This window comes from Proteus genomosp. 6, assembly GCF_040139785.1.
In the GTDB taxonomy this organism is placed as follows: Bacteria; Pseudomonadota; Gammaproteobacteria; order Enterobacterales; family Enterobacteriaceae; genus Proteus.
Map to the genome: position 1 here is coordinate 63,140 of NZ_JBEEVJ010000004.1, position 18,597 is coordinate 81,736.

Annotated in this window: 18 protein-coding genes; 12 read left to right on the forward strand and 6 right to left on the reverse strand. The window is 38.8% G+C overall.

Annotation, left to right across the window (positions count from 1 at the left end; genetic code table 11):
* Positions 1-458 precede the first annotated feature (458 nt).
* On the forward strand, positions 459-2,144 hold the full coding sequence (locus tag ABN212_RS06260) for a YdgA family protein (protein ID WP_198619546.1): 1,686 nt from the start codon (positions 459-461) through the stop codon (positions 2,142-2,144).
* Positions 2,145-2,271: 127 nt separating this feature from the next.
* On the opposite strand, the gene ABN212_RS06265 is transcribed toward ABN212_RS06260, so the two are convergent.
* Entirely contained in the window at positions 2,272-3,240 is a 969-nt protein-coding gene (locus ABN212_RS06265; RefSeq protein WP_198632705.1) for a VWA domain-containing protein, read from the reverse strand.
* Positions 3,241-3,908: 668 nt separating this feature from the next.
* On the opposite strand from ABN212_RS06265, the gene add reads away from it, so the two are divergent.
* Positions 3,909-4,910 carry an adenosine deaminase gene (gene add / locus ABN212_RS06270; protein ID WP_198619548.1) on the forward strand — a complete coding sequence of 334 codons (1,002 nt, stop codon included), beginning with the start codon at positions 3,909-3,911 and terminating at the stop codon, positions 4,908-4,910.
* A 134-nt stretch (positions 4,911-5,044) separates the two neighbouring features.
* Positions 5,045-5,476, forward strand: coding sequence for a hypothetical protein (locus ABN212_RS06275; protein ID WP_349443009.1), 432 nt, complete (start codon positions 5,045-5,047; stop codon positions 5,474-5,476).
* A gap of 102 nt (positions 5,477-5,578) precedes the next feature.
* Here ABN212_RS06275 and ABN212_RS06280 read toward each other — a convergent pair whose 3' ends face one another.
* Together ABN212_RS06280 and ABN212_RS06285 are read right to left on the reverse strand one after the other, a co-directional pair.
* Positions 5,579-6,568 carry a bile acid:sodium symporter family protein gene (locus ABN212_RS06280; protein WP_198619550.1) on the reverse strand — a complete coding sequence of 330 codons (990 nt, stop codon included), beginning with the start codon at positions 6,566-6,568 and terminating at the stop codon, positions 5,579-5,581.
* Positions 6,569-6,590: 22 nt separating this feature from the next.
* Positions 6,591-7,634: an oxidoreductase gene (locus ABN212_RS06285; RefSeq protein ID WP_349443010.1), complete on the reverse strand. Its 1,044-nt coding sequence runs from the start codon at positions 7,632-7,634 to the stop codon at positions 6,591-6,593.
* A 131-nt stretch (positions 7,635-7,765) separates the two neighbouring features.
* On the opposite strand from ABN212_RS06285, the gene ABN212_RS06290 reads away from it, so the two are divergent.
* From ABN212_RS06290 to ABN212_RS06330, 9 genes are all read left to right on the forward strand, one after another.
* Positions 7,766-8,233: a DUF2569 domain-containing protein gene (locus ABN212_RS06290; protein ID WP_198619552.1), complete on the forward strand. Its 468-nt coding sequence runs from the start codon at positions 7,766-7,768 to the stop codon at positions 8,231-8,233.
* A gap of 94 nt (positions 8,234-8,327) precedes the next feature.
* Positions 8,328-8,909, forward strand: coding sequence for an electron transport complex subunit RsxA (gene rsxA, locus ABN212_RS06295; RefSeq protein WP_006536930.1), 582 nt, complete (start codon positions 8,328-8,330; stop codon positions 8,907-8,909).
* A complete protein-coding gene (gene rsxB, locus ABN212_RS06300) occupies positions 8,909-9,535 on the forward strand; it encodes an electron transport complex subunit RsxB (RefSeq protein WP_198629888.1) in 627 nt (208 codons plus the stop codon). Before rsxA ends, rsxB begins: the two co-directional genes overlap by 1 nt.
* Positions 9,528-11,684: an electron transport complex subunit RsxC gene (gene rsxC / locus ABN212_RS06305; RefSeq protein ID WP_349443011.1), complete on the forward strand. Its 2,157-nt coding sequence runs from the start codon at positions 9,528-9,530 to the stop codon at positions 11,682-11,684. The genes rsxB and rsxC overlap by 8 nt, the downstream gene beginning before the upstream one ends.
* Positions 11,685-11,690: 6 nt before the next feature.
* Positions 11,691-12,767 carry an electron transport complex subunit RsxD gene (gene rsxD, locus ABN212_RS06310; protein WP_196533221.1) on the forward strand — a complete coding sequence of 359 codons (1,077 nt, stop codon included), beginning with the start codon at positions 11,691-11,693 and terminating at the stop codon, positions 12,765-12,767.
* 15 nt (positions 12,768-12,782) lie between these two features.
* Positions 12,783-13,409 carry an electron transport complex subunit RsxG gene (rsxG, locus tag ABN212_RS06315; protein ID WP_349443012.1) on the forward strand — a complete coding sequence of 209 codons (627 nt, stop codon included), beginning with the start codon at positions 12,783-12,785 and terminating at the stop codon, positions 13,407-13,409.
* Between the two features lies 1 nt (position 13,410).
* Entirely contained in the window at positions 13,411-14,115 is a 705-nt protein-coding gene (locus tag ABN212_RS06320) for an electron transport complex subunit E (protein WP_198619555.1), read from the forward strand.
* 12 nt (positions 14,116-14,127) lie between these two features.
* Positions 14,128-14,766, forward strand: a complete 639-nt coding sequence (gene nth, locus ABN212_RS06325) for an endonuclease III (protein ID WP_109372352.1) — start codon at positions 14,128-14,130, stop codon at positions 14,764-14,766.
* Positions 14,767-14,879: 113 nt separating this feature from the next.
* Positions 14,880-16,826, forward strand: coding sequence for an exoribonuclease II (locus ABN212_RS06330; RefSeq protein ID WP_349443013.1), 1,947 nt, complete (start codon positions 14,880-14,882; stop codon positions 16,824-16,826).
* A gap of 156 nt (positions 16,827-16,982) precedes the next feature.
* On the opposite strand, the gene ABN212_RS06335 is transcribed toward ABN212_RS06330, so the two are convergent.
* The 3 genes from ABN212_RS06335 to pyrF form a co-directional block, all read right to left on the reverse strand.
* Positions 16,983-17,393: a hypothetical protein gene (locus tag ABN212_RS06335; RefSeq protein WP_198619557.1), complete on the reverse strand. Its 411-nt coding sequence runs from the start codon at positions 17,391-17,393 to the stop codon at positions 16,983-16,985.
* A gap of 106 nt (positions 17,394-17,499) precedes the next feature.
* Positions 17,500-17,823: a stress response translation initiation inhibitor YciH gene (gene yciH / locus ABN212_RS06340; RefSeq protein WP_349443014.1), complete on the reverse strand. Its 324-nt coding sequence runs from the start codon at positions 17,821-17,823 to the stop codon at positions 17,500-17,502.
* Positions 17,824-18,558, reverse strand: a complete 735-nt coding sequence (pyrF, locus tag ABN212_RS06345) for an orotidine-5'-phosphate decarboxylase (RefSeq protein ID WP_198619558.1) — start codon at positions 18,556-18,558, stop codon at positions 17,824-17,826. It lies immediately after the preceding gene.
* Between the last annotated feature and the right edge of the window lie 39 nt (positions 18,559-18,597).

Here is an 18,597-nt window from a genome sequence, read left to right on the forward strand (position 1 = left end):
AAATTTATAACAGAATGAAATCTGTTGATTTTTTTAGAAAAATACGGTTGGCGACCTTATTTCATTGCCAACATTATTATTTAAGCTTTCATATTTATATCCATACTTATTATGAGCCTTTATTATTCATCATAAATAGAATTACATCACAATTAAATATTGTCTAAATTGAAAAAAGAGTAAAAAAAGATGTTTTTAATGCTTATTTTATTTACCTTATAAATCATATTCATTTTGCTTTAAACTCATTATGTTAGCGAGTAACTAAGTAAGTTCTGATTGCGATTTTATTCCACTAAATCTATATTTACGGTTAATATAGATGGCGATGTACATATGTGGATTATCTATATTTAAATTTAGTAAAATTTATCACCAATTTATCGGGTTGTTTAAGGGTTACAAAACAGCCTTTATAACGTACATCGCCGGATGTACACAGAGGATGGACTAGAATTATGAAGAAATCGCTTGTCGCTGTTGGTGTTATCGTCGCACTGGGTGTTGTTTGGACTGGTGCGTCGTGGTACATGGGCAGCAAAATTGAAAGTCGCTTACAGGAAGAAACGAAACTAGCTAATGTCCAATTAGCGCAACTTGCTAAAAATGCACAATTTGGCGCTGATGTTAAACTTGAAATTCGTGACTATAAGAAAGGGGTTTTTACCTCTAATGCAGACTTTGCTGTCGTGATTTCAAAAGATGCTAGTGATGCAGACCAAGAGAAAAAAGTAGAAGAAGTTATCTTCACTACCGATATTGATCATGGTCCATTCCCTCTTTCTGATCTGGCTAAGTTTAATTTAGCACCCAAATTAGCAGCAATGAATAATACGTTAGTCAACAATGATACAACGAAAGAATTATTCAAACTGACTAAAGAGAAATCTATTTTTGATATCCATACTTCTTTAGCATTCGATGGTGGAGTTTCAGGTGAAGCGAAACTAAATCCTATCGATTTTACTGAAAATGGTGACACCGTTAAAACGACGCCTCTAACGGTTGAATTCTCATCAGATAAAGATGCAACAAACTTCACAACCAAAGTTAAAGGTGACCAAGTTGTTGTGACTAAAGAAGGTGAAGAAACTTTCACAATTAAAAATATCGCGGGTTCTGTTGCAGGAACAAAAGTTAATAACGATCAATACTTATTTAATGAGCAGTTATTAAGTTTTGCTGAAATTGCACATACCAGTAAAGACAAAGCGTCTGATTTCTCGCTGAAAGATTTTTCTCTGACAACCAAAAGTGATATCAAAGATAAGCTCTTTAACATCTCTCAAACTTATTACTTTAAGTCACTAAATGTTGCAGGATTCGAATTTGGTGCAGGTAAATTTGGCTATTCAATTGATAAAGCTGATCCAGATGCTATGTTGTTATTAACCAAAGTTTATAACAACTCATTGTTACCGTGGAATAAAAATCATTTCGATAGTTCAGAAATGGTTGAACAAGCCGTTCGTGATGTTCTGGAAAAAGGCTTAGTTTTCCGTATCGATGAAGCCTCTTTAACAAATAAAAGCGGTGCAAGTAAGTTAGCCTTTAACTTAGACTTAAATGCTTTTAACGTTAAAGTATTAGAAAGCCAAGAGAAATCACCAGCAGAGTTATTTAACTATCTGTTTAAAAACATTGATTTCAATGTTGATTTATCTCTTCCAATGTTAGCTGAATTCCGTAACACCACTCAATATCTTGATGCGGCTCGTTACCAAGAAACCGCATTAACAGATGAAGATAAAAAAGAGATCGAAGCAACAACAGCGGCTGATATTGAACAGTTAAAAACTGAGCTACAGCAAAATATCAACCAAATTTCTCAAGACGAGAAAGATGCATTACCACTGATGTTACTGGCTCAAGATGGTAACGCATTAAACATGAAACTGAACTATGCTGCTGATAAATTTACCATGAATGGTAAAACTTATACTTTTGATGAATTTATGGAAGTGACCCAAGCTCCTCAAATGTTAGGTTTAGCAGCAATGTTATTCGGTATGGGTGCATCATCTTATGATTACGATGATTCTGATTATTCAGAAGAAGGTTATCAAGAAGAAATCACTGAAGATCCAGCTATTATCGAAGAACAAGAAATCTTAATTCCTGAGCAACCAGCACAAGCTCAATAATTAACTTTTTGTTAGAACGGTACGTTGTTAAAACAATCATCTGTTAAAACAATAAGCTGGTAAAAAATAAATAAACACCCCATTTGTGAATAACATAATGGGGTGTTTTTTTAGCATCGTATTTTAATTAACAATCGCGATCTTTAACCAGAACATGGTGATTATTCCATTCCTCTTTGCAACAAGAATCAATGGCTTTATTAACTATTCCAGCAAGCGTATTTACTGTTGACATAATAGACGTGAATTGTGCGCAGACCTGACTACAGCTAGATGTTTTTTCATTCGGCTTAGGAATGTTCGGTAGTGTCAAACTATCACAGAGAATTTCTTGTAATACTAAAGAGAAATTCGCAATGCCTGTGGTGTAAATATACGAGCGTCCCCCTGTTTGCTCCGCTAAACGTATATACTCTTTTGTTACGCGATCTCTATCAGCCACACTTGGGAAACGATCGAGGTTCGTTGCACTATCGTCTGGCGTTCCTTGGTAGGTATATACTTTGACTTTTTCTTGTTGGGCAACAGCAATCGCTTCGTCATTTTTTATCTTTGCCGCGTTGGTCAATATACCTCCGCCACCTTCCATACCTTCATCACCCAAAACAAAAACAGCACGACGAGCACCATCACGCCAATCAAAATGCTTACTTAAATCAATCACTGCACGACATAAATCTTCTTTATTACCCGCATGATCACGCCCATCAGCCTCTTTAAAAGGCTTTCTTGCCTGTAAGCGACTTTCAGGTACGCCTAGCGCTTTTAAATAGTCACTAGCTGATTGATCAAATTTAGTATCATCCCATGTACCTTCAATACCTAAAAAAGTCACCCGAAGTTTTGATGGGCAATTTTCCAGTGCTTTTTGTATTGCAATATCAATATCTTTACTTAAATCTGACGACTCATCAGACATAGAACCACTGGTATCAATCACGACAACTAAATCTAACGCAATCGTGCCATCACCCGTAACGACTTGTGAGCCATAACTAAGATTATTTGCGGATGAAGGCGGAAGTATTTTGGACATTAATTGGTGTTGTATATTATCATTTTTCTTTTCAAAACTGAAATCAGAATTCTCATTCATATTTATATGCCTTAATTTAAAATAATTAGGTTTCTATTAAAAAATCATTGTGGAAATAATTACATTCAGTTGAATATATTTATTTAACAGCAATCTATTATGGCGTTAATTCCCTATTCTTTATCCCTTATTTAATAAAAGAGATATTTTATTTTTTAGTTCTATTTTATGTATATAAATAAATTCAAGAAAAAACAAACTTTGTTATTTTTATAAAAATAATCTTTTCATTCTTTATTCAATTGCTTTAACCCGTGACAAACAAGCCACCTATTAAAGCAAACCATAACAAAATGATATTTCAGTTATTTTTTACTCACTTCCCCCTTTCAAACCTATCAAAATAACTGATAAGACATTTCAATTATAATGATAAATATTTTTAAACTTAATTTTTAATGTATCAATTAACCTGATAATACACGTCAATTACATTGAATATTGTAGCTAATAAATAAACACGTCTTTTTCCCATTTTTTATTTTTTAACTTAAAATTGAGAAAAAACTGCATTTTCAGTTTTAAAAATAGCCAATTTAAGTTTATTTATTAGTGAATAAAACAAAAATCAGTCATAATTATCTACAACTCATTTATATTTACCCGATTATAAGAAAATCACTATAAACGATAGATTTTCATTATTTCTATTAAAAGGAAAATAACGCGTGATTGACACACAGTTGCCTTTAACCGATTTACATCGCCATTTAGATGGTAATATCCGCCCTCAAACTATTTTAGAGTTAGCAAAACAACATAATATTGCGCTACCAGCTTATGAATTAGAAGCATTGCGCCCTCATGTACAAATTACAAAAAATGAGCCAAGCCTTGTTAGCTTTTTACAAAAATTAGATTGGGGTGTGGCGGTTTTAGCTGATTTAGACGCATGTCATCGTGTTGCTTATGAAAACGTAGTAGATGTGGTTAATGCTGGTATCGATTACGCTGAGCTGCGATTCTCACCTTATTATATGGCAATGAAACATCAATTACCGGTTGAAGGTGTCGTGGAAGCCATTGTTGATGGTGTACAAAGCGCACGACAATCACACGATGTAGATATTCGTTTAATCGGTATTTTAAGCCGTACCTTTGGTGAAAACGCCTGCCAACAAGAATTAAATGGCTTACTAAAACATCAAGATAAAATTACAGCGCTTGATTTAGCCGGTGATGAATTAGGTTTTCCTGGTCATTTATTCCAACCTCATTTTAATCGTGCTCGTGATACTGGCTGGAATATTACGGTTCATGCTGGTGAAGCGGCGGGTGCAGAAAGTATCTGGCATGCCATTAAAGAATTGGGTGCAAGTCGTATTGGTCATGGTGTTAAAGCGATTGAAGATCCACGCTTAATGGATTACCTTGCCGAGCATCAAATTGGTATTGAGTCTTGCTTAACGTCAAATATTCAAACTAGTACTATCAATTCGTTAGCAGAGCATCCTTTAAAAACATTTTTAGAGCATGGCATTATTGCCTCTCTTAATACCGATGATCCTGCGGTTGAGGGTATTGAGCTAAAACACGAATATACCGTTGCGGCGCCTGCTGCTGGATTAACGCCAGAGCAAATCCGCCAAACACAGATTAATGGCTTAAGAATGGCATTTATTAGCCAAGCAGAACGTGACGCATTAATTAAGAAAGTAAGCTCACGTTAAGATTTGATCGCTTTTTGATTAAAACCACCTGTTTATCAGGTGGTTTTTTATATTTATTGAAAATGGATGGAATGATTAATGGCTCTTAGGCTAGAATTAATTTTCAAGGGGCTATTAATCATTAAGGAAAAGCTATGTGGAATATTCATCCGACAAGAGGTCAATATAAATTATTAGCACAATATCTATCACCAATTGATGCTTCTATTGAAGCAGGTTTTCTTCAATCAGAAGGCATTGATGCGATCCTTTTAGATGAAAATATTGTTTGGAATAACCAAGTGTATGCTCAAGCGACTGGGGGGGTAAAATTACTCGTCAACTATAAAGAATTTGAGCAAGCACAGACAATGCTTAATGAACTTTACCAAGGCAAATATAATATCAACGATCAGTTAGAACCCATCGATTGTGAATTAAAGGTTGATGTGAAAAATAATAAATCTGACTATTTAAATATGGGGCTTGTATTTTTAGTCTTTTTTACACTGGGTTTAGCCCTTCCGTTTAAATCAAAATATCAATCGCTATCAGACGAAAAAGAGAATAAAGAAAAAGCTCAATAAATAAAAAAAGCACCGATTAATTGTTAAATCGATGCCGTTTTTCCTAATGAACCCAATAATCAATATTCACTTAACGTTATTGTATCCACCAGCTTAAATTCATTATTTTTTCTCTGCTCTTTTACCTTGATTGGCATAGCGCTGCGCTAACACAGCACAAACCATTAATTGGATCTGATGGAAGATCATTAATGGCAATAACATTACCCCAACAGTTGCTGCTGGAAATAACACATTCGCCATAGGCACACCATTTGCTAAGCTCTTTTTAGATCCACAAAAAACAATAGTGATTTCATCTTCTTTATTAAAACCAAGCAATCTTGCACTGTACACGTTCACAAAAATAACAATCGCTAACAGAATACAACTCACTCCTGCAATCGTTAATAGTGACCAACCGTCAATTTTATGCCAGATCCCTTCAACAACCGCCTCACTAAACGCCACATAAACCACCAGCAAAATAGAAGAACGATCCGTTCTATTAACTAATTTCTTATGCTTATCAACCCAACGACCAATTAAAGGGCGTGATAAGTGACCAATAATAAAAGGCACCATCAATTGCAGTAAGATCGATTGAATCGCCCCAGCAGTATCAAAATCATTCGCAGAGCCTTGCGTTTGCATTAAAAAACCGACTAATACGGGTGAAAGAAAAACACCCAGAATACTAGATGCAGATGCACTACAAATAGCAGCTGCGACATTTCCCCCTGCCACAGAAGTAAAGGCAATGGCAGATTGAACCGTCGCTGGTAACGCACAAAGATATAAAAAACCCATATAGACAGTGGGTGACATCCATTCGGGCACAATAACTTGTAATCCGAGCCCCAAAATAGGGAAAAGAATAAAGGTACTGGTAAATACAGTAAGATGTAAACGCCAATGTCCAAGTCCTGCTAATATCGCCTCTCTAGAAAGCTTCGCACCATGCAAGAAGAACAGCAATGCTATCGCACCGGTCGTAAGATATTGGAACAAGACTTTAATATCACCTTGTGCGGGTAGTAGCGTTGCTAGCGTCACCACACAAATCATTATCATGAGAAAAGGATCGAGTTTTAATTTTTGCCACCAAGACATTAGATTTAGCGCTCCCTTTGGCTTACAGCGTAATAGTTTGTTTTAAACGATTAGAAATTTCGCCAGCTTCAATCAAACGCATAATGGCTGTTGCTTGTATTGGCGTAACAGGGTTTTCTTCACCCAATGTAATTGCACGATAAATTTGTTGGTAATAAGCGGGGTAATCACCAGAGAGTGTTGCCAGTGTTGTTGTCTCTAACTCTCCAGAATCTGACAATGTTGTTAATTCACCATCACTATTATCCATTCCCCAATTATATGTTTGGTTAGGAAGATAACCTGCTTTTAAGGCATCTTCTTGGGTATCTAAACCATACTTAACATAACTTCCTTTTGTCCCATGAATAGCAAAAATAGGTGTTGGAGACGCAACTAACATAGAAGCATGAAGAACAACTCTAAGATTTTCATATTCTAGTAATGCATGAAAGTAATCGGCATTTTTTGCATTAGGGCGTAACTGAGCAATATCAGCAGTAATCGCTTTAGGTTCACCAAATAAACAAATCGCTTGGTCAAGAACATGAGGAGCGAGATCGTACCAAAGCCCGCCTCCAATTCCGGCATCTTCTCGCCAACGTTGACGTACAGTTGGGCGAAAACGATCAAAATGGGCTTCGTATGCACTAACTTCACCGAGTGTTTTATCAGCTAAAAGCTTTTTAACGGTTAAAAAGCCTGAATCCCAACGACGATTATGAAAGACGGAAAGAAGTTTACCAGCATCTGTTGCTTGCTGAGTTAATTTTTCAGCTTCTTCCAGTGTCAGTGTAAACGGTTTATCAACAATAACATGTTTACCTTTTGCCAGAGCCTGTGAAGCCAGTGAATAGTGAGTATTATTTGGCGTTGGAATAATGATTAAGTCTATTGAGGGATCATTAATAAGTGTTTGAGGATCTGCATAAACCGTAATGTGAGGAAAATCTTGTTTAACTTTATTTTCATCAGAGCTTGAAATTGCACTAAGATTTAAGCCATCGGTTGTTGTTATTAGCGGAGCATGAAAGGTTTTACTTGCATAGCCATATCCGATAATTCCAACATTGAGTTTAATTGTCATCACCCTATCCTATTTTTATATGTTTTTTTATTAACAAAAATCACTTTCACTTTTGTAGCTAAATAAATAATAACAAAGTTTGTGATAATATCTCGTTTAGTTCTGTACACACAGGTAGGAATAATTAATTAATGAAATTTGATCTCAAAGCAAACACGTCGAATAACCATTCAGGCAAAGCGCCGATTACAGGATGGTTGCTTGCGCCATTGGCGTATATGATTTTGTCGATTATTGGCTCTGGATTGATGTCAGTTCTCTATGTTATTAAATATTTTTCAGATTTTTCGATCCTCCACCAGCTTCCTTTTCATTTGCTCTCTAGTTGGTATCTTTCTGCATTAACAACATGGGTGATGTTTGCCTTTACGTTATATCTGTTAAGACAATTTTTTTATCGCGCTCAAAATTTTCCACGACTATTTATTTTGTGGTTATTGATTAACTTACTCTTAGCCATTAAAAGCTTTGGTTTTGCTCCTGTTGACGATCAAACAGCGTTAAAATCCCTTCTATGGTCGGTCTTCTCGACAGTCTGTTTTGTGCCTTATATCAAGTATGCTAAGCGTGTTCGTGAAACTTTCACACAACTTCGATAACTTCACACCTTTACCCTTGATATTATATACGCTTGTTTAGCCTCTTTATTTCTGGAGGCTTTTTGTTTCTCTGTTTAACAATTTTGGCATAACAATGACTGATTACTTGCTTCTATTCGTCGGCACCGTATTGGTGAATAACTTTGTACTCGTCAAATTCCTAGGTTTATGCCCATTTATGGGTGTATCAAAAAAATTAGAAACCGCGATTGGTATGGGATTTGCGACGACCTTTGTTATGACGCTCGCCTCGATTAGTTCTTGGCTGATGGATAATTTTATTTTAGTCCCTTTGGACTTACTTTATTTACGCACACTGAGCTTTATCTTAGTTATTGCAGTAGTTGTACAATTCACTGAAATGGTCGTAAGAAAAACAAGCCCGACACTCTATCGTTTGTTAGGGATCTTCTTACCTTTAATTACCACAAACTGTGCCGTCTTAGGTGTTGCGTTATTAAATATCAATCAAGCCCACACCTTTATGCAATCTGCCGTTTATGGTTTTGGTGCAGCCGTCGGTTTCTCTCTTGTAATGGTATTATTTGCCGCCATTAGAGAACGATTAGCGGTCGCCAATGTACCCGCGCCATTTAAAGGTGCTTCAATCGGTTTAATTACCGCAGGTTTAATGTCTCTTGCCTTTATGGGTTTTAGTGGTTTGGTGAAACTGTAATGAATTCTTTATGGATAGCAATTGGCGTACTGGGTGCGCTAGGTCTTATCTTTGGGCTAATTTTGGGCTATTCCGCACGTCGTTTTAAAGTGGAAGAAGATCCTATTGTCGAAAAAATTGACGCGATATTACCACAAAGCCAATGCGGACAATGTGGTCATCCTGGTTGTCGTCCTTATGCCGATGCAGTCGCAAACAATGGTGAAATGATTAACCGTTGTGCGCCGGGTGGCGAACAAGTGATGTTAAAAATCGCTGAGTTGATGGGTGTTGATCCTCAACCGCTTGATGGTGACGAAGAAGCATTAAATCCAATTAGAAAAGTCGCCTTAATCGATGAAGATAACTGCATAGGATGTACTAAGTGTATTCAAGCATGCCCTGTTGATGCCATTGTGGGCGCAACACGAGCTATGCACACCGTTATTGAAGACTTATGTACGGGCTGTGACTTATGTGTTCCTCCTTGCCCTACTGATTGTATAACCTTGATTCCTGTCAAAGTCACAACCTCGAACTGGAAATGGGATTTAAACACAATCCCTGTTAAAAACATTCCAGCAGAGCCTGAAGAAACACCTGAAGATGAACCGTCATTAAAGACGGAGGATAGCGCTCATGTTTAATCTCTTTTCGTTATTTAAAAAAGATAAAATCTGGGATTTTAAAGGCGGTATTCATCCTCCTGAAATGAAATTACAGTCAAGTCGTACACCCATGCGTATAGCGCAATTACCTGATGAAGTCATTATTCCTATTCATCAGCACTTAGGTGTACCGGGTCAACTTTGTGTCAGCGTAGGTGAGCATGTATTAAAAGGCCAACCCTTAACAAAAGGAGTTGGCAGAACATTACCTGTACATGCATCTATCTCTGGTACCGTTACGGCAATAGAACCTTTTCCAAGTGCTCACCCTTCTGGCTTACCTGAAATTGCAGTAAGGATCCAATCTGATGGTAAAGATGAATGGAGAGAGAAATCACCTATCATTAATTACCAGTTAGAAAGCAGAGAAACATTACTTAGCCGTATTCATGAAGCTGGTATTGCAGGATTAGGCGGTGCAGGATTCCCAACGGCATCAAAATTAAAAGGTGGTGGCGATCTCGTTAAAACACTGATCATCAATGCAGCAGAATGTGAACCTTATATCACCGCTGACGATCGCTTAATGCAAGAACACGCTGATGAAGTAATTGCCGGATGTCAGGTATTAATTCACCTTCTCTCCCCTGATGAAGTATTAATTGGTATTGAAGATAACAAGCCTGAAGCCATTGAGGCATTAAAACAGGCATTAAACGCGATGCCCGATGAAAAACGTATTTTCATTCGTGTTATCCCAACAAAATACCCATCAGGTGGCGCTAAACAACTTACCAAGATCTTAACGGGTAAAGAAGTTCCATCGGGAGGTCGTTCATCTGACATTGGCGTTTTGATGCAAAACGTAGGTACTGTTGTCGCGATCAAACGCGCAATTATCGATGATGAACCTTTAATTGAGCGTGTCGTCACCGTTACAGGTAATGGCGCCAAAACACCGGGTAACTTCTGGGCACGTTTAGGTACACCGATTTACTCGTTATTAAAACAAGCGGGCTTTGTAGCAGGCTCTGAACAAATGGTGATTATGGGTGGGCCATTAATGGGCTTTACCTTACCAGACTTAAATGCCCCTGTTGTTAAGATAACGAACTGCCTACTTATCCCTTCAGCTGAAGAGATGGATACAGATAACCTTGAAGAAGCCTGTATCCGTTGTGGCCATTGTGTTGATGCTTGCCCTAGTGGTTTATTACCTCAACAACTTTACTGGTTTAGTAAAGGTAAAGAGCATGAGAAAGCGCAACAACATAATTTATTTGATTGTATTGAGTGTGGTGCATGTGCGTTTGTTTGCCCAAGTAATATTCCACTAGTTCAATACTACCGCCAAGAAAAAGCAGAAATACGTGAAATTGATGCGGAAGCAAAACGCGCGACTGAAGCCAAAGCACGTTTTGAAGCGAAAAAAATACGTATGGAGCGAGAAAAACTTGAACGTGAAGCAAGACATCAACGTGCCGCAGTTAAACTTGACGATGAAGAGCACAGTGAAGTTCAATCCGCACTTTCTCGCGTAAAAGCGAAACAAAGTATCGGCAAAATTATTTCTGTTAAAGCAGGTGAAGAGCCAGATAATGCAGCCGCTATTGCCGCACGTAAAAAACGTAAAGAAGAAGTCAGAGCAAAACAGGCTGCTAAATTAGCACAGCAAAAAGCACTAGAAGCGTCAAGTGAGAATACAGCGAGTGAGAGCGAAGATGCTGACCCACGCAAAGCCGCTGTCGCTGCCGCATTGGCTCGTGTTAAAGCTAAGAAAGCTCAACAAGCTTCTCAATCATCAACCGTAGAAGCACCTGTTCAAAGTGCTGAAGCGGAAGATGTCGATCCGCGCAAAGCCGCTGTCGCTGCCGCATTGGCTCGTGTTAAAGCTAAGAAAGCTCAACAAGCTTCTCAATCATCAACCGTAGAAGCACCTGTTCAAAGTGCTGAAGCGGAAGATGTCGATCCGCGCAAAGCCGCTGTCGCTGCCGCATTGGCTCGTGTTAAAGCTAAGAAAGCTCAACAAGCTTCTCAATCATCAAGCGTAGAAGCGCCTGTTCAAAGTGCTGAAGCGGAAGATGTCGATCCGCGTAAAGCCGCTGTCGCTGCCGCAATTGCCAGAGTAAAAGCCAAAAAAGAAGCCGAACAACGTCGAGCTAATAAAGAAGAAGTTACCTTGGATTAATCACAGATGAAATTCAGACCAATACAAAATAACAATAGTAAATTAAAAATTGCGAGTTCACCTTTTACGCATAATCAACAGTCCACCAGCCAAGTTATGCTATGGGTAACATTAGCAGCACTTCCGGGGATCTTAAGCCAGATCTATTTCTTTGGCTTAGGAACCATTTACCAAATTGTGCTAGCTATTATCGTGGCGCTTGTTACTGAAACACTTTGCGTAAAGCTCAAAAAAGAAGATCCCTTACTTTATCTGAAAGACAATTCAGCGCTGTTGACTGGTGTATTGCTCGCCATTAGTATTCCGCCTTTAGCGCCATGGTGGATCATTGTTTTAGGTACTTTTGTTGCTATTGTTATCGCAAAACATATTTATGGCGGCTTAGGACAAAATCCATTTAATCCCGCAATGGTGGGTTATGTAGTTTTGCTGATCTCATTCCCAGTACAAATGACATCTTGGATGCCTCCCGTTGAATTACAGGCTGTCTCTTACAATGTCATGGATAGTTTAAGCATCTTCTTTACAGGGCATACCTCTTCTGGCTTAACGCTTGAAGATTTAAGACGTTCTGTCGATGGCATTACACAAGCAACACCTCTTGATAGCTTTAAAACGGGTTTATTAACTCACCCTATTAATGAAGTCTTAGCGACACCTATTTTACAAGGTGAATTTGCAGGCATTGGCTGGCAATGGGTGAATGTCGCTTATTTAGTTGGCGGATTAATCCTGCTTTATAAACGCATTATTAGCTGGCATATCCCTGTTGCGATGATTTCTGTATTAGCACTATGTTCGGTTATTAGCTGGGGTATTGATCCTACGCGTTATTCACAACCGCTATTACAGCTCTTCTCTGGTGCAACAATGTTAGGAGCCTTCTTTATTGCGACTGATCCAGTTAGCGCCTCAACAACCCCTAAGGGGCGTTTAATTTATGCGGGCATGATTGGTTTATTAGTTTGGATTATCCGTGTCTATGGCGGATATCCAGATGCAGTCGCCTTCTCTGTATTGCTTGCCAATATTGCCGTACCGCTCATTGATAGCTATACACGCCCTCGTGTTTACGGACATTAATCCAAGGAGAAAATGATGATCGAAATCTTAAAACGTCATGGGTTAACATTAGCTATCTTTGCTGCCTGTACGACAGGCTTAACTGCGGTGGTTTATCACTTAACCGCAGACACCATTGCAGAACAAGTCGCTTTAGAGAAACAAAAATTATTAGATCAGGTGATCCCACAATCAATGTATAACAACGATCTCTCTAAAGATTGTTATCTACTCACGGCACCTGAATTAGGGAATACAAAACCACATAAGCTTTATGTTGCTCGTTTAGACGGTAAACCTGTTGCAGCCGCATTAGAATCTACCGCTCCTGATGGATATTCAGGCGCAATTGAGCTTCTTGTGGGCGCCGACTTTAAAGCAAATGTCCTTGGTGTACGTGTTACTGCTCATAATGAAACACCAGGGTTAGGGGATAAAATTGAAACACGTATTTCTGATTGGATCACGACATTGAGCAATAGATTCATTTCCAGTGAAAACGATCCGCACTGGGCAGTAAAAAAAGATGGTGGCGATTTTGATCAATTCACGGGCGCGACGATCACCCCTCGCGCTGTTGTTAACTCATCAAAGCGCACTGCTTGGCTAATACAATCTTTACCAGAGAAGTTGGATACACTTCCTATCTGTGAGGCGAATTAAGATGAACTCTATCAAAACGCTATTTTCACAAGGGTTATGGACCAATAACTCAGCTTTAGTTCAACTACTGGGTTTATGTCCTTTACTTGCTGTTTCTTCTACTGCCACTAACGCATTAGGCTTAGGGCTTGCAACAACATTAGTGCTCTTTTGTACTAATGTGGCGGTTTCAAGTTTACGTCGTTGGGTTCCTTCTGAAATTCGAATCCCAATTTATGTTATGATAATTGCGTCTGTCGTCAGTGCTGTGCAATTACTAATCAATGCGTATGCTTACGGCTTATATCAATCTTTAGGGATCTTTATTCCATTGATCGTCACTAACTGTATTGTTATTGGTCGTGCTGAAGCGTTTGCCGCTAAAAATGAAGTCTTTCCTTCCGCTATTGATGGTTTAGCAATGGGATTAGGCGCAACCGCGGCACTCTTTGTTTTAGGTGCAATACGTGAAATTTTAGGTAACGGTACATTATTTGATGGTGCAGATTTACTATTAGGCGAATGGGCGCAAGTATTAAGAATTGAGATAGTACATTTAGACTCACCCTTCTTACTTGCCATTTTGCCACCGGGTGCTTTTATCGGCTTAGGCTTTATGTTGGCAGCAAAATACCTGATCGATGAAAGACAGAAAAAGCGCAGCACTTTGACAACGAAAACTTACGAAAAAGAACAAGGCTGTGGTAGTCATATCGTCAAAAATTAATTTGTGAGCATAATGAATCAAGCAAAACGTATTGAAATTCTAACTCGGTTGCGTGATGACAATCCGCAACCTACGACAGAGCTAAAATTTGACTCTCCGTTTGAACTATTGATCTCCGTGTTACTCTCTGCACAAGCAACCGATGTGAGTGTAAATAAAGCAACAGCCAAGCTTTACCCCGTTGCCAATACACCACAGGCAATACTGAATTTAGGCGTTGATGGTCTTAAGAAATACATTAAAACCATCGGCCTCTATAATACTAAAGCTGAAAATGTGATTAAGACGTGTCAAATCTTAGTTGATAAACATAACAGTGAAGTACCTGAAAACAGAGAAGCCCTAGAAGCCTTACCCGGTGTCGGTCGTAAAACTGCCAATGTCGTTTTAAACACGGCATTTGGCTGGCCAACAATCGCTGTCGATACACATATCTTTAGAGTGAGTAATCGGACAGGTTTTGCCCCAGGTAAAAATGTCAATGAAGTCGAACAAAAACTGTTAAAGGTTGTTCCGGCAGAATTTAAGGTTGATTGTCACCATTGGCTTATTCTTCATGGTCGTTATACCTGCATTGCACGAAAACCACGGTGTGGCTCTTGTATTATCGAAGATCTTTGTGAATTTAAAGAAAAAACAGATCCCGAGTGAAAATTTGTCGATTTGTCTGTTTTTATGATGCGATATTACTTGCGTCACTACACACAATCGAATAAAACTATTGCCCACTTTTATTATTAAAACTGCCGACTTTCCGGAAAAATATGTTTCAAGACAATCCGCTGCTTGCACAGCTAAAACAGCAACTCCATGCCCAAACACCGCGCGTGGAAGGCCTTGTAAAGGGAACAGATAAAGGCTTTGGCTTCCTTGAAGTTGATGGTCAGAAAAGCTATTTTATTCCCCCTCCGCAAATGAAAAAAGTGATGCACGGCGACAGAGTTATTGCTGCCGTTCATACAAACGGCGATAAAGAGTCGGTTGAGCCCGAAGAATTGGTCGAACCTTTCTTAACGCGTTTTGTTGGTCGTATTCAGAAAAAAGAAGGTGATAACCGTCTGTGGATAGTACCTGATCACCCTCTCTTAAAAGATGCTATTCCTTGCCGTCCTGCTCAAGGCTTAACACATAGCTTTGTTGATCAAGATTGGGCTGTTGCCGTAATGCGTCGTCACCCACTTAATAAAGGTGATAAAGGTTTTCAGGCTGAAATTACAGACTATATTACCGATAAAGACGATCACTTTGCGCCTTGGTGGGTAACCTTAATGCGTCATCAGCTTGAACGTGATGCGCCTGAAATGGGTGACGAAGCGCTCACATTACATGACACTTTACCTCGTGAAGATCTGACTTCTCTCTCCTTTGTCACTATTGATAGTGCATCAACAGAAGATATGGATGACGCCCTCTTTATTCGTAAAGAAGATAACGGTCAACTCACACTCTTTATCGCTATTGCAGATCCAACCGCTTATATTCTGCCTAATAGTGAATTAGATAAAATTGCCGCACAACGTGCGCTAACTAACTATCTGCCAGGCTTTAATATCCCAATGTTGCCTCGCGAACTGTCAGACAATATTTGCTCATTACGTCCTAATGAGAAACGTCCTGCATTAGTTTGCCAAGTGAGTATTACCGAAGATGGCTCATTGCTTGAAGATATTCACTTCTATTCTGCGTGGGTAGAATCAAAAGCCAAGCTAGTTTATGACCATATTTCAGATTGGTTAGAAGGTGAAAATACCCAATGGCAACCTGAAAATGAGATTGTTCATGAGCAAGTGATGTTATTAAAAGAGATGTGTGAAAAACGTCATGAATGGCGTGAAAAACATGCTCTGGTCTTTAAAGAACGCCCTGATTACCGTTTTATTCTTGATGAAGGTGGCAATGTTTTAGATATCGTTGCAGAAAAACGCCGTATCGCAAACCGTATTGTTGAAGAAGCGATGATCACCGCCAATATCTGTGCGGCAAAAGTACTGGCGAAAAACTTAGGTTTTGGCGTTTACAACGTTCATACAGGCTTTGATCCACTTTATATCGATCAAGTTGTGCAGACATTAAAAGATAACGGTATTGAAACTACATCTGAAAGTTTATTAACGCTTGAAGGTTTCTGCCAATTGCGTCGTGAGCTTGATAATCAGCCAAATCAATTCCTTGATAGCCGTATTCGCCGCTTCCAAAACTTTGCTGAAATCAAAGCTGAGCCAGGTCCTCACTTTGGTTTAGGATTAGAAGCTTACGCAACATGGACTTCACCAATTCGTAAGTACAGTGATATTTTAAATCACCGTTTGCTTAAAGCGATTATCAGCAAAGAAAGTGCTGAAAAACCACAAGAAGAAGATGGTATTCGTATTGCAGAGCGTCGCCGCGCTAATCGTATGGCCGAACGCGATGTGGGTGATTGGTTATATGCGCGTTTCTTAAAACCTTTTGCTGGCACTGAAACACCATTTAATGCAGAAATTATCGATATTACTCGTGGTGGTGTTCGTGTTCGTCTAGTTGAAAATGGTGCTGTTGCCTTTATTCCTGCGCCATTCTTACATGCTGTACGTGATGAAATTCAATGTAGCCAAGAAACAGGCACCGTCATTGTGAAAGGTGAAACTGCTTATAAACTCAATGATATCATTCCTGTACGCATTGAAGATGTGAAGCTGGAAACACGCAATATCGTTGCTCGCCCTATCTAATAGGACTTAAATCGGTATACAATGAGGCTGATAGTTCACTTAGAGCTATCGGCTTTTTTTATATCTCTTATTTTTGTTAGTGATAATGAAATGCAAAAAAATAGGTGACATTGTCACCTATAATCGTATTTATGGATTTCGCTGTTTTCTTAATAATTAATCAGGGTGACCAGTGATCGTGATTTTAGTGCCTTTCTTATCTTCTTCTAACACAAACTCCGTAAAACCACCTGAAAACTGTTGCTCTATCATTAATTTCTTCGGATTTTCCCATTTATAATCAACAGAAACACCGTCTTTTGTATATTCTTTTTGGATGTTATTGTTCACTTTAATGGTTTTTACAAGATAATCTTCATCGTGTTCATTGACATATTTTTTATATGCATCTGCAATTGAAAGCCCAGCATAAACACAATGTGTTATTGCGCCATTCTCATAAACTTCATCCATGGTCTGTTCTGGTGAAGAACAATATTTGTTATGAACAATTATTTTATCCGCAGTCGTTTCTGCAAAAAGCGCAGAAGAATATAATAGTGCAACAATCATCAAGTACGCTTTCATAAAATACCTTTTAAAAGACATCTATTAGTGACAATAAAAAAATGCGCTAATCTCAATAGAAAATCAGCGCATTATCATTCATTTCATTGCTATCTAGCTAGTTAAATCAGCCACCAGCAAGTTTAACCTTCATTCCTTTAGCTTCTAATAGCGATTTAATTAAATCACGTTTATCACCTTGGATCTCAATTAAACCGTCTTTGACACTCCCACCACAGCCACATTTTTTCTTCAGTTCAGCCGCAAGTTTAGCTAACTCTGCATCATCCAGATCAATACCTGAAACAACGCATACACCTTTGCCTTTACGTCCACTAGTTTGGCGCTGAATACGCACAATACCATCACCAGCAGGACGTACTGGCTTTTGTTCTTCTTCTTTTATGTGACCCGTATCTGTGGAATAAACCAAACGAGAGTTATTATCCATTTACATACCTTGTATAGAACGATTAATTTGTTGCAATGTTTCATGAGGGTTATCGCTACGAGTAATAGGACGACCAATCACCATATAATCAACGCCTGCCGCAATGGCTTGCTCTGGTGTCATTACACGACGCTGATCGCCAACATCACTTCCTGCTGGACGAATACCCGGAGTGACTAATAAGAAATCATCACCACAAACTTGTTTAAAACGTGTTGCTTCATGTGCAGAGCAGACGACACCATCAAGACCACAAGATTTTGTCAGTAACGCTAAACGTTCTGCTTGTTCTGCGGGCGTCAATGTTATTCCCAATTCAATTAAATCAGATTGATCCATACTGGTAAGTACAGTCACTGCCGTTAAAAGTGGCGCGTCTTTACCAAAAGCAGCAAGACTCTCTTTAGCCGCACGCATCATACGACCGCCGCCACTCGCGTGTACATTAACCATCCATACACCTAAATCAGCAGCGGCTGCAACGGCTCTTGCAACAGTATTGGGAATATCATGGAATTTTAAATCGAGGAAAATATCAAACCCTTCTTTTTGTAATTGAGTCACAAACTGAGGTCCAAAACGGGTAAACATCTCCTTACCAATTTTTAAACGACAAGATAAGGGATCGATACGCTGTGCAAAGTCTAATGCACTTTTTTGGTCTTCATAGTCTAGTGCCACAATAACGGGCGCGCAGGTAAGCTCGGGCGATTTTTTATCACAATGAAATGACATTTTAGGGCCTTTATTTATAGAGAGACTATTAAAAAAGTG

Excerpts from the sequence above, each read along its gene's own strand:
- ABN212_RS06285 (WP_349443010.1), bottom strand. The coding sequence starts at position 7,634 with ATGACAATTAAACTCAATGTTGGAATTATCGGATATGGCTATGCAAGT.
- yciH (WP_349443014.1), bottom strand. The coding sequence starts at position 17,823 with ATGGATAATAACTCTCGTTTGGTTTATTCCACAGATACGGGTCACATA.
- rsxC (WP_349443011.1), top strand. The coding sequence starts at position 9,528 with ATGTTTAATCTCTTTTCGTTATTTAAAAAAGATAAAATCTGGGATTTT.
- ABN212_RS06335 (WP_198619557.1), bottom strand. The coding sequence starts at position 17,393 with ATGAAAGCGTACTTGATGATTGTTGCACTATTATATTCTTCTGCGCTT.
- rsxA (WP_006536930.1), top strand. The coding sequence starts at position 8,328 with ATGACTGATTACTTGCTTCTATTCGTCGGCACCGTATTGGTGAATAAC.
- ABN212_RS06320 (WP_198619555.1), top strand. The coding sequence starts at position 13,411 with ATGAACTCTATCAAAACGCTATTTTCACAAGGGTTATGGACCAATAAC.
- rsxD (WP_196533221.1), top strand. The coding sequence starts at position 11,691 with ATGAAATTCAGACCAATACAAAATAACAATAGTAAATTAAAAATTGCG.
- ABN212_RS06275 (WP_349443009.1), top strand. The coding sequence starts at position 5,045 with ATGTGGAATATTCATCCGACAAGAGGTCAATATAAATTATTAGCACAA.
- ABN212_RS06260 (WP_198619546.1), top strand. The coding sequence starts at position 459 with ATGAAGAAATCGCTTGTCGCTGTTGGTGTTATCGTCGCACTGGGTGTT.
- ABN212_RS06290 (WP_198619552.1), top strand. The coding sequence starts at position 7,766 with ATGAAATTTGATCTCAAAGCAAACACGTCGAATAACCATTCAGGCAAA.
- ABN212_RS06265 (WP_198632705.1), bottom strand. The coding sequence starts at position 3,240 with ATGAATGAGAATTCTGATTTCAGTTTTGAAAAGAAAAATGATAATATA.
- pyrF (WP_198619558.1), bottom strand. The coding sequence starts at position 18,558 with ATGTCATTTCATTGTGATAAAAAATCGCCCGAGCTTACCTGCGCGCCC.
- ABN212_RS06330 (WP_349443013.1), top strand. The coding sequence starts at position 14,880 with ATGTTTCAAGACAATCCGCTGCTTGCACAGCTAAAACAGCAACTCCAT.
- rsxG (WP_349443012.1), top strand. The coding sequence starts at position 12,783 with ATGATCGAAATCTTAAAACGTCATGGGTTAACATTAGCTATCTTTGCT.
- nth (WP_109372352.1), top strand. The coding sequence starts at position 14,128 with ATGAATCAAGCAAAACGTATTGAAATTCTAACTCGGTTGCGTGATGAC.
- rsxB (WP_198629888.1), top strand. The coding sequence starts at position 8,909 with ATGAATTCTTTATGGATAGCAATTGGCGTACTGGGTGCGCTAGGTCTT.
- ABN212_RS06280 (WP_198619550.1), bottom strand. The coding sequence starts at position 6,568 with ATGTCTTGGTGGCAAAAATTAAAACTCGATCCTTTTCTCATGATAATG.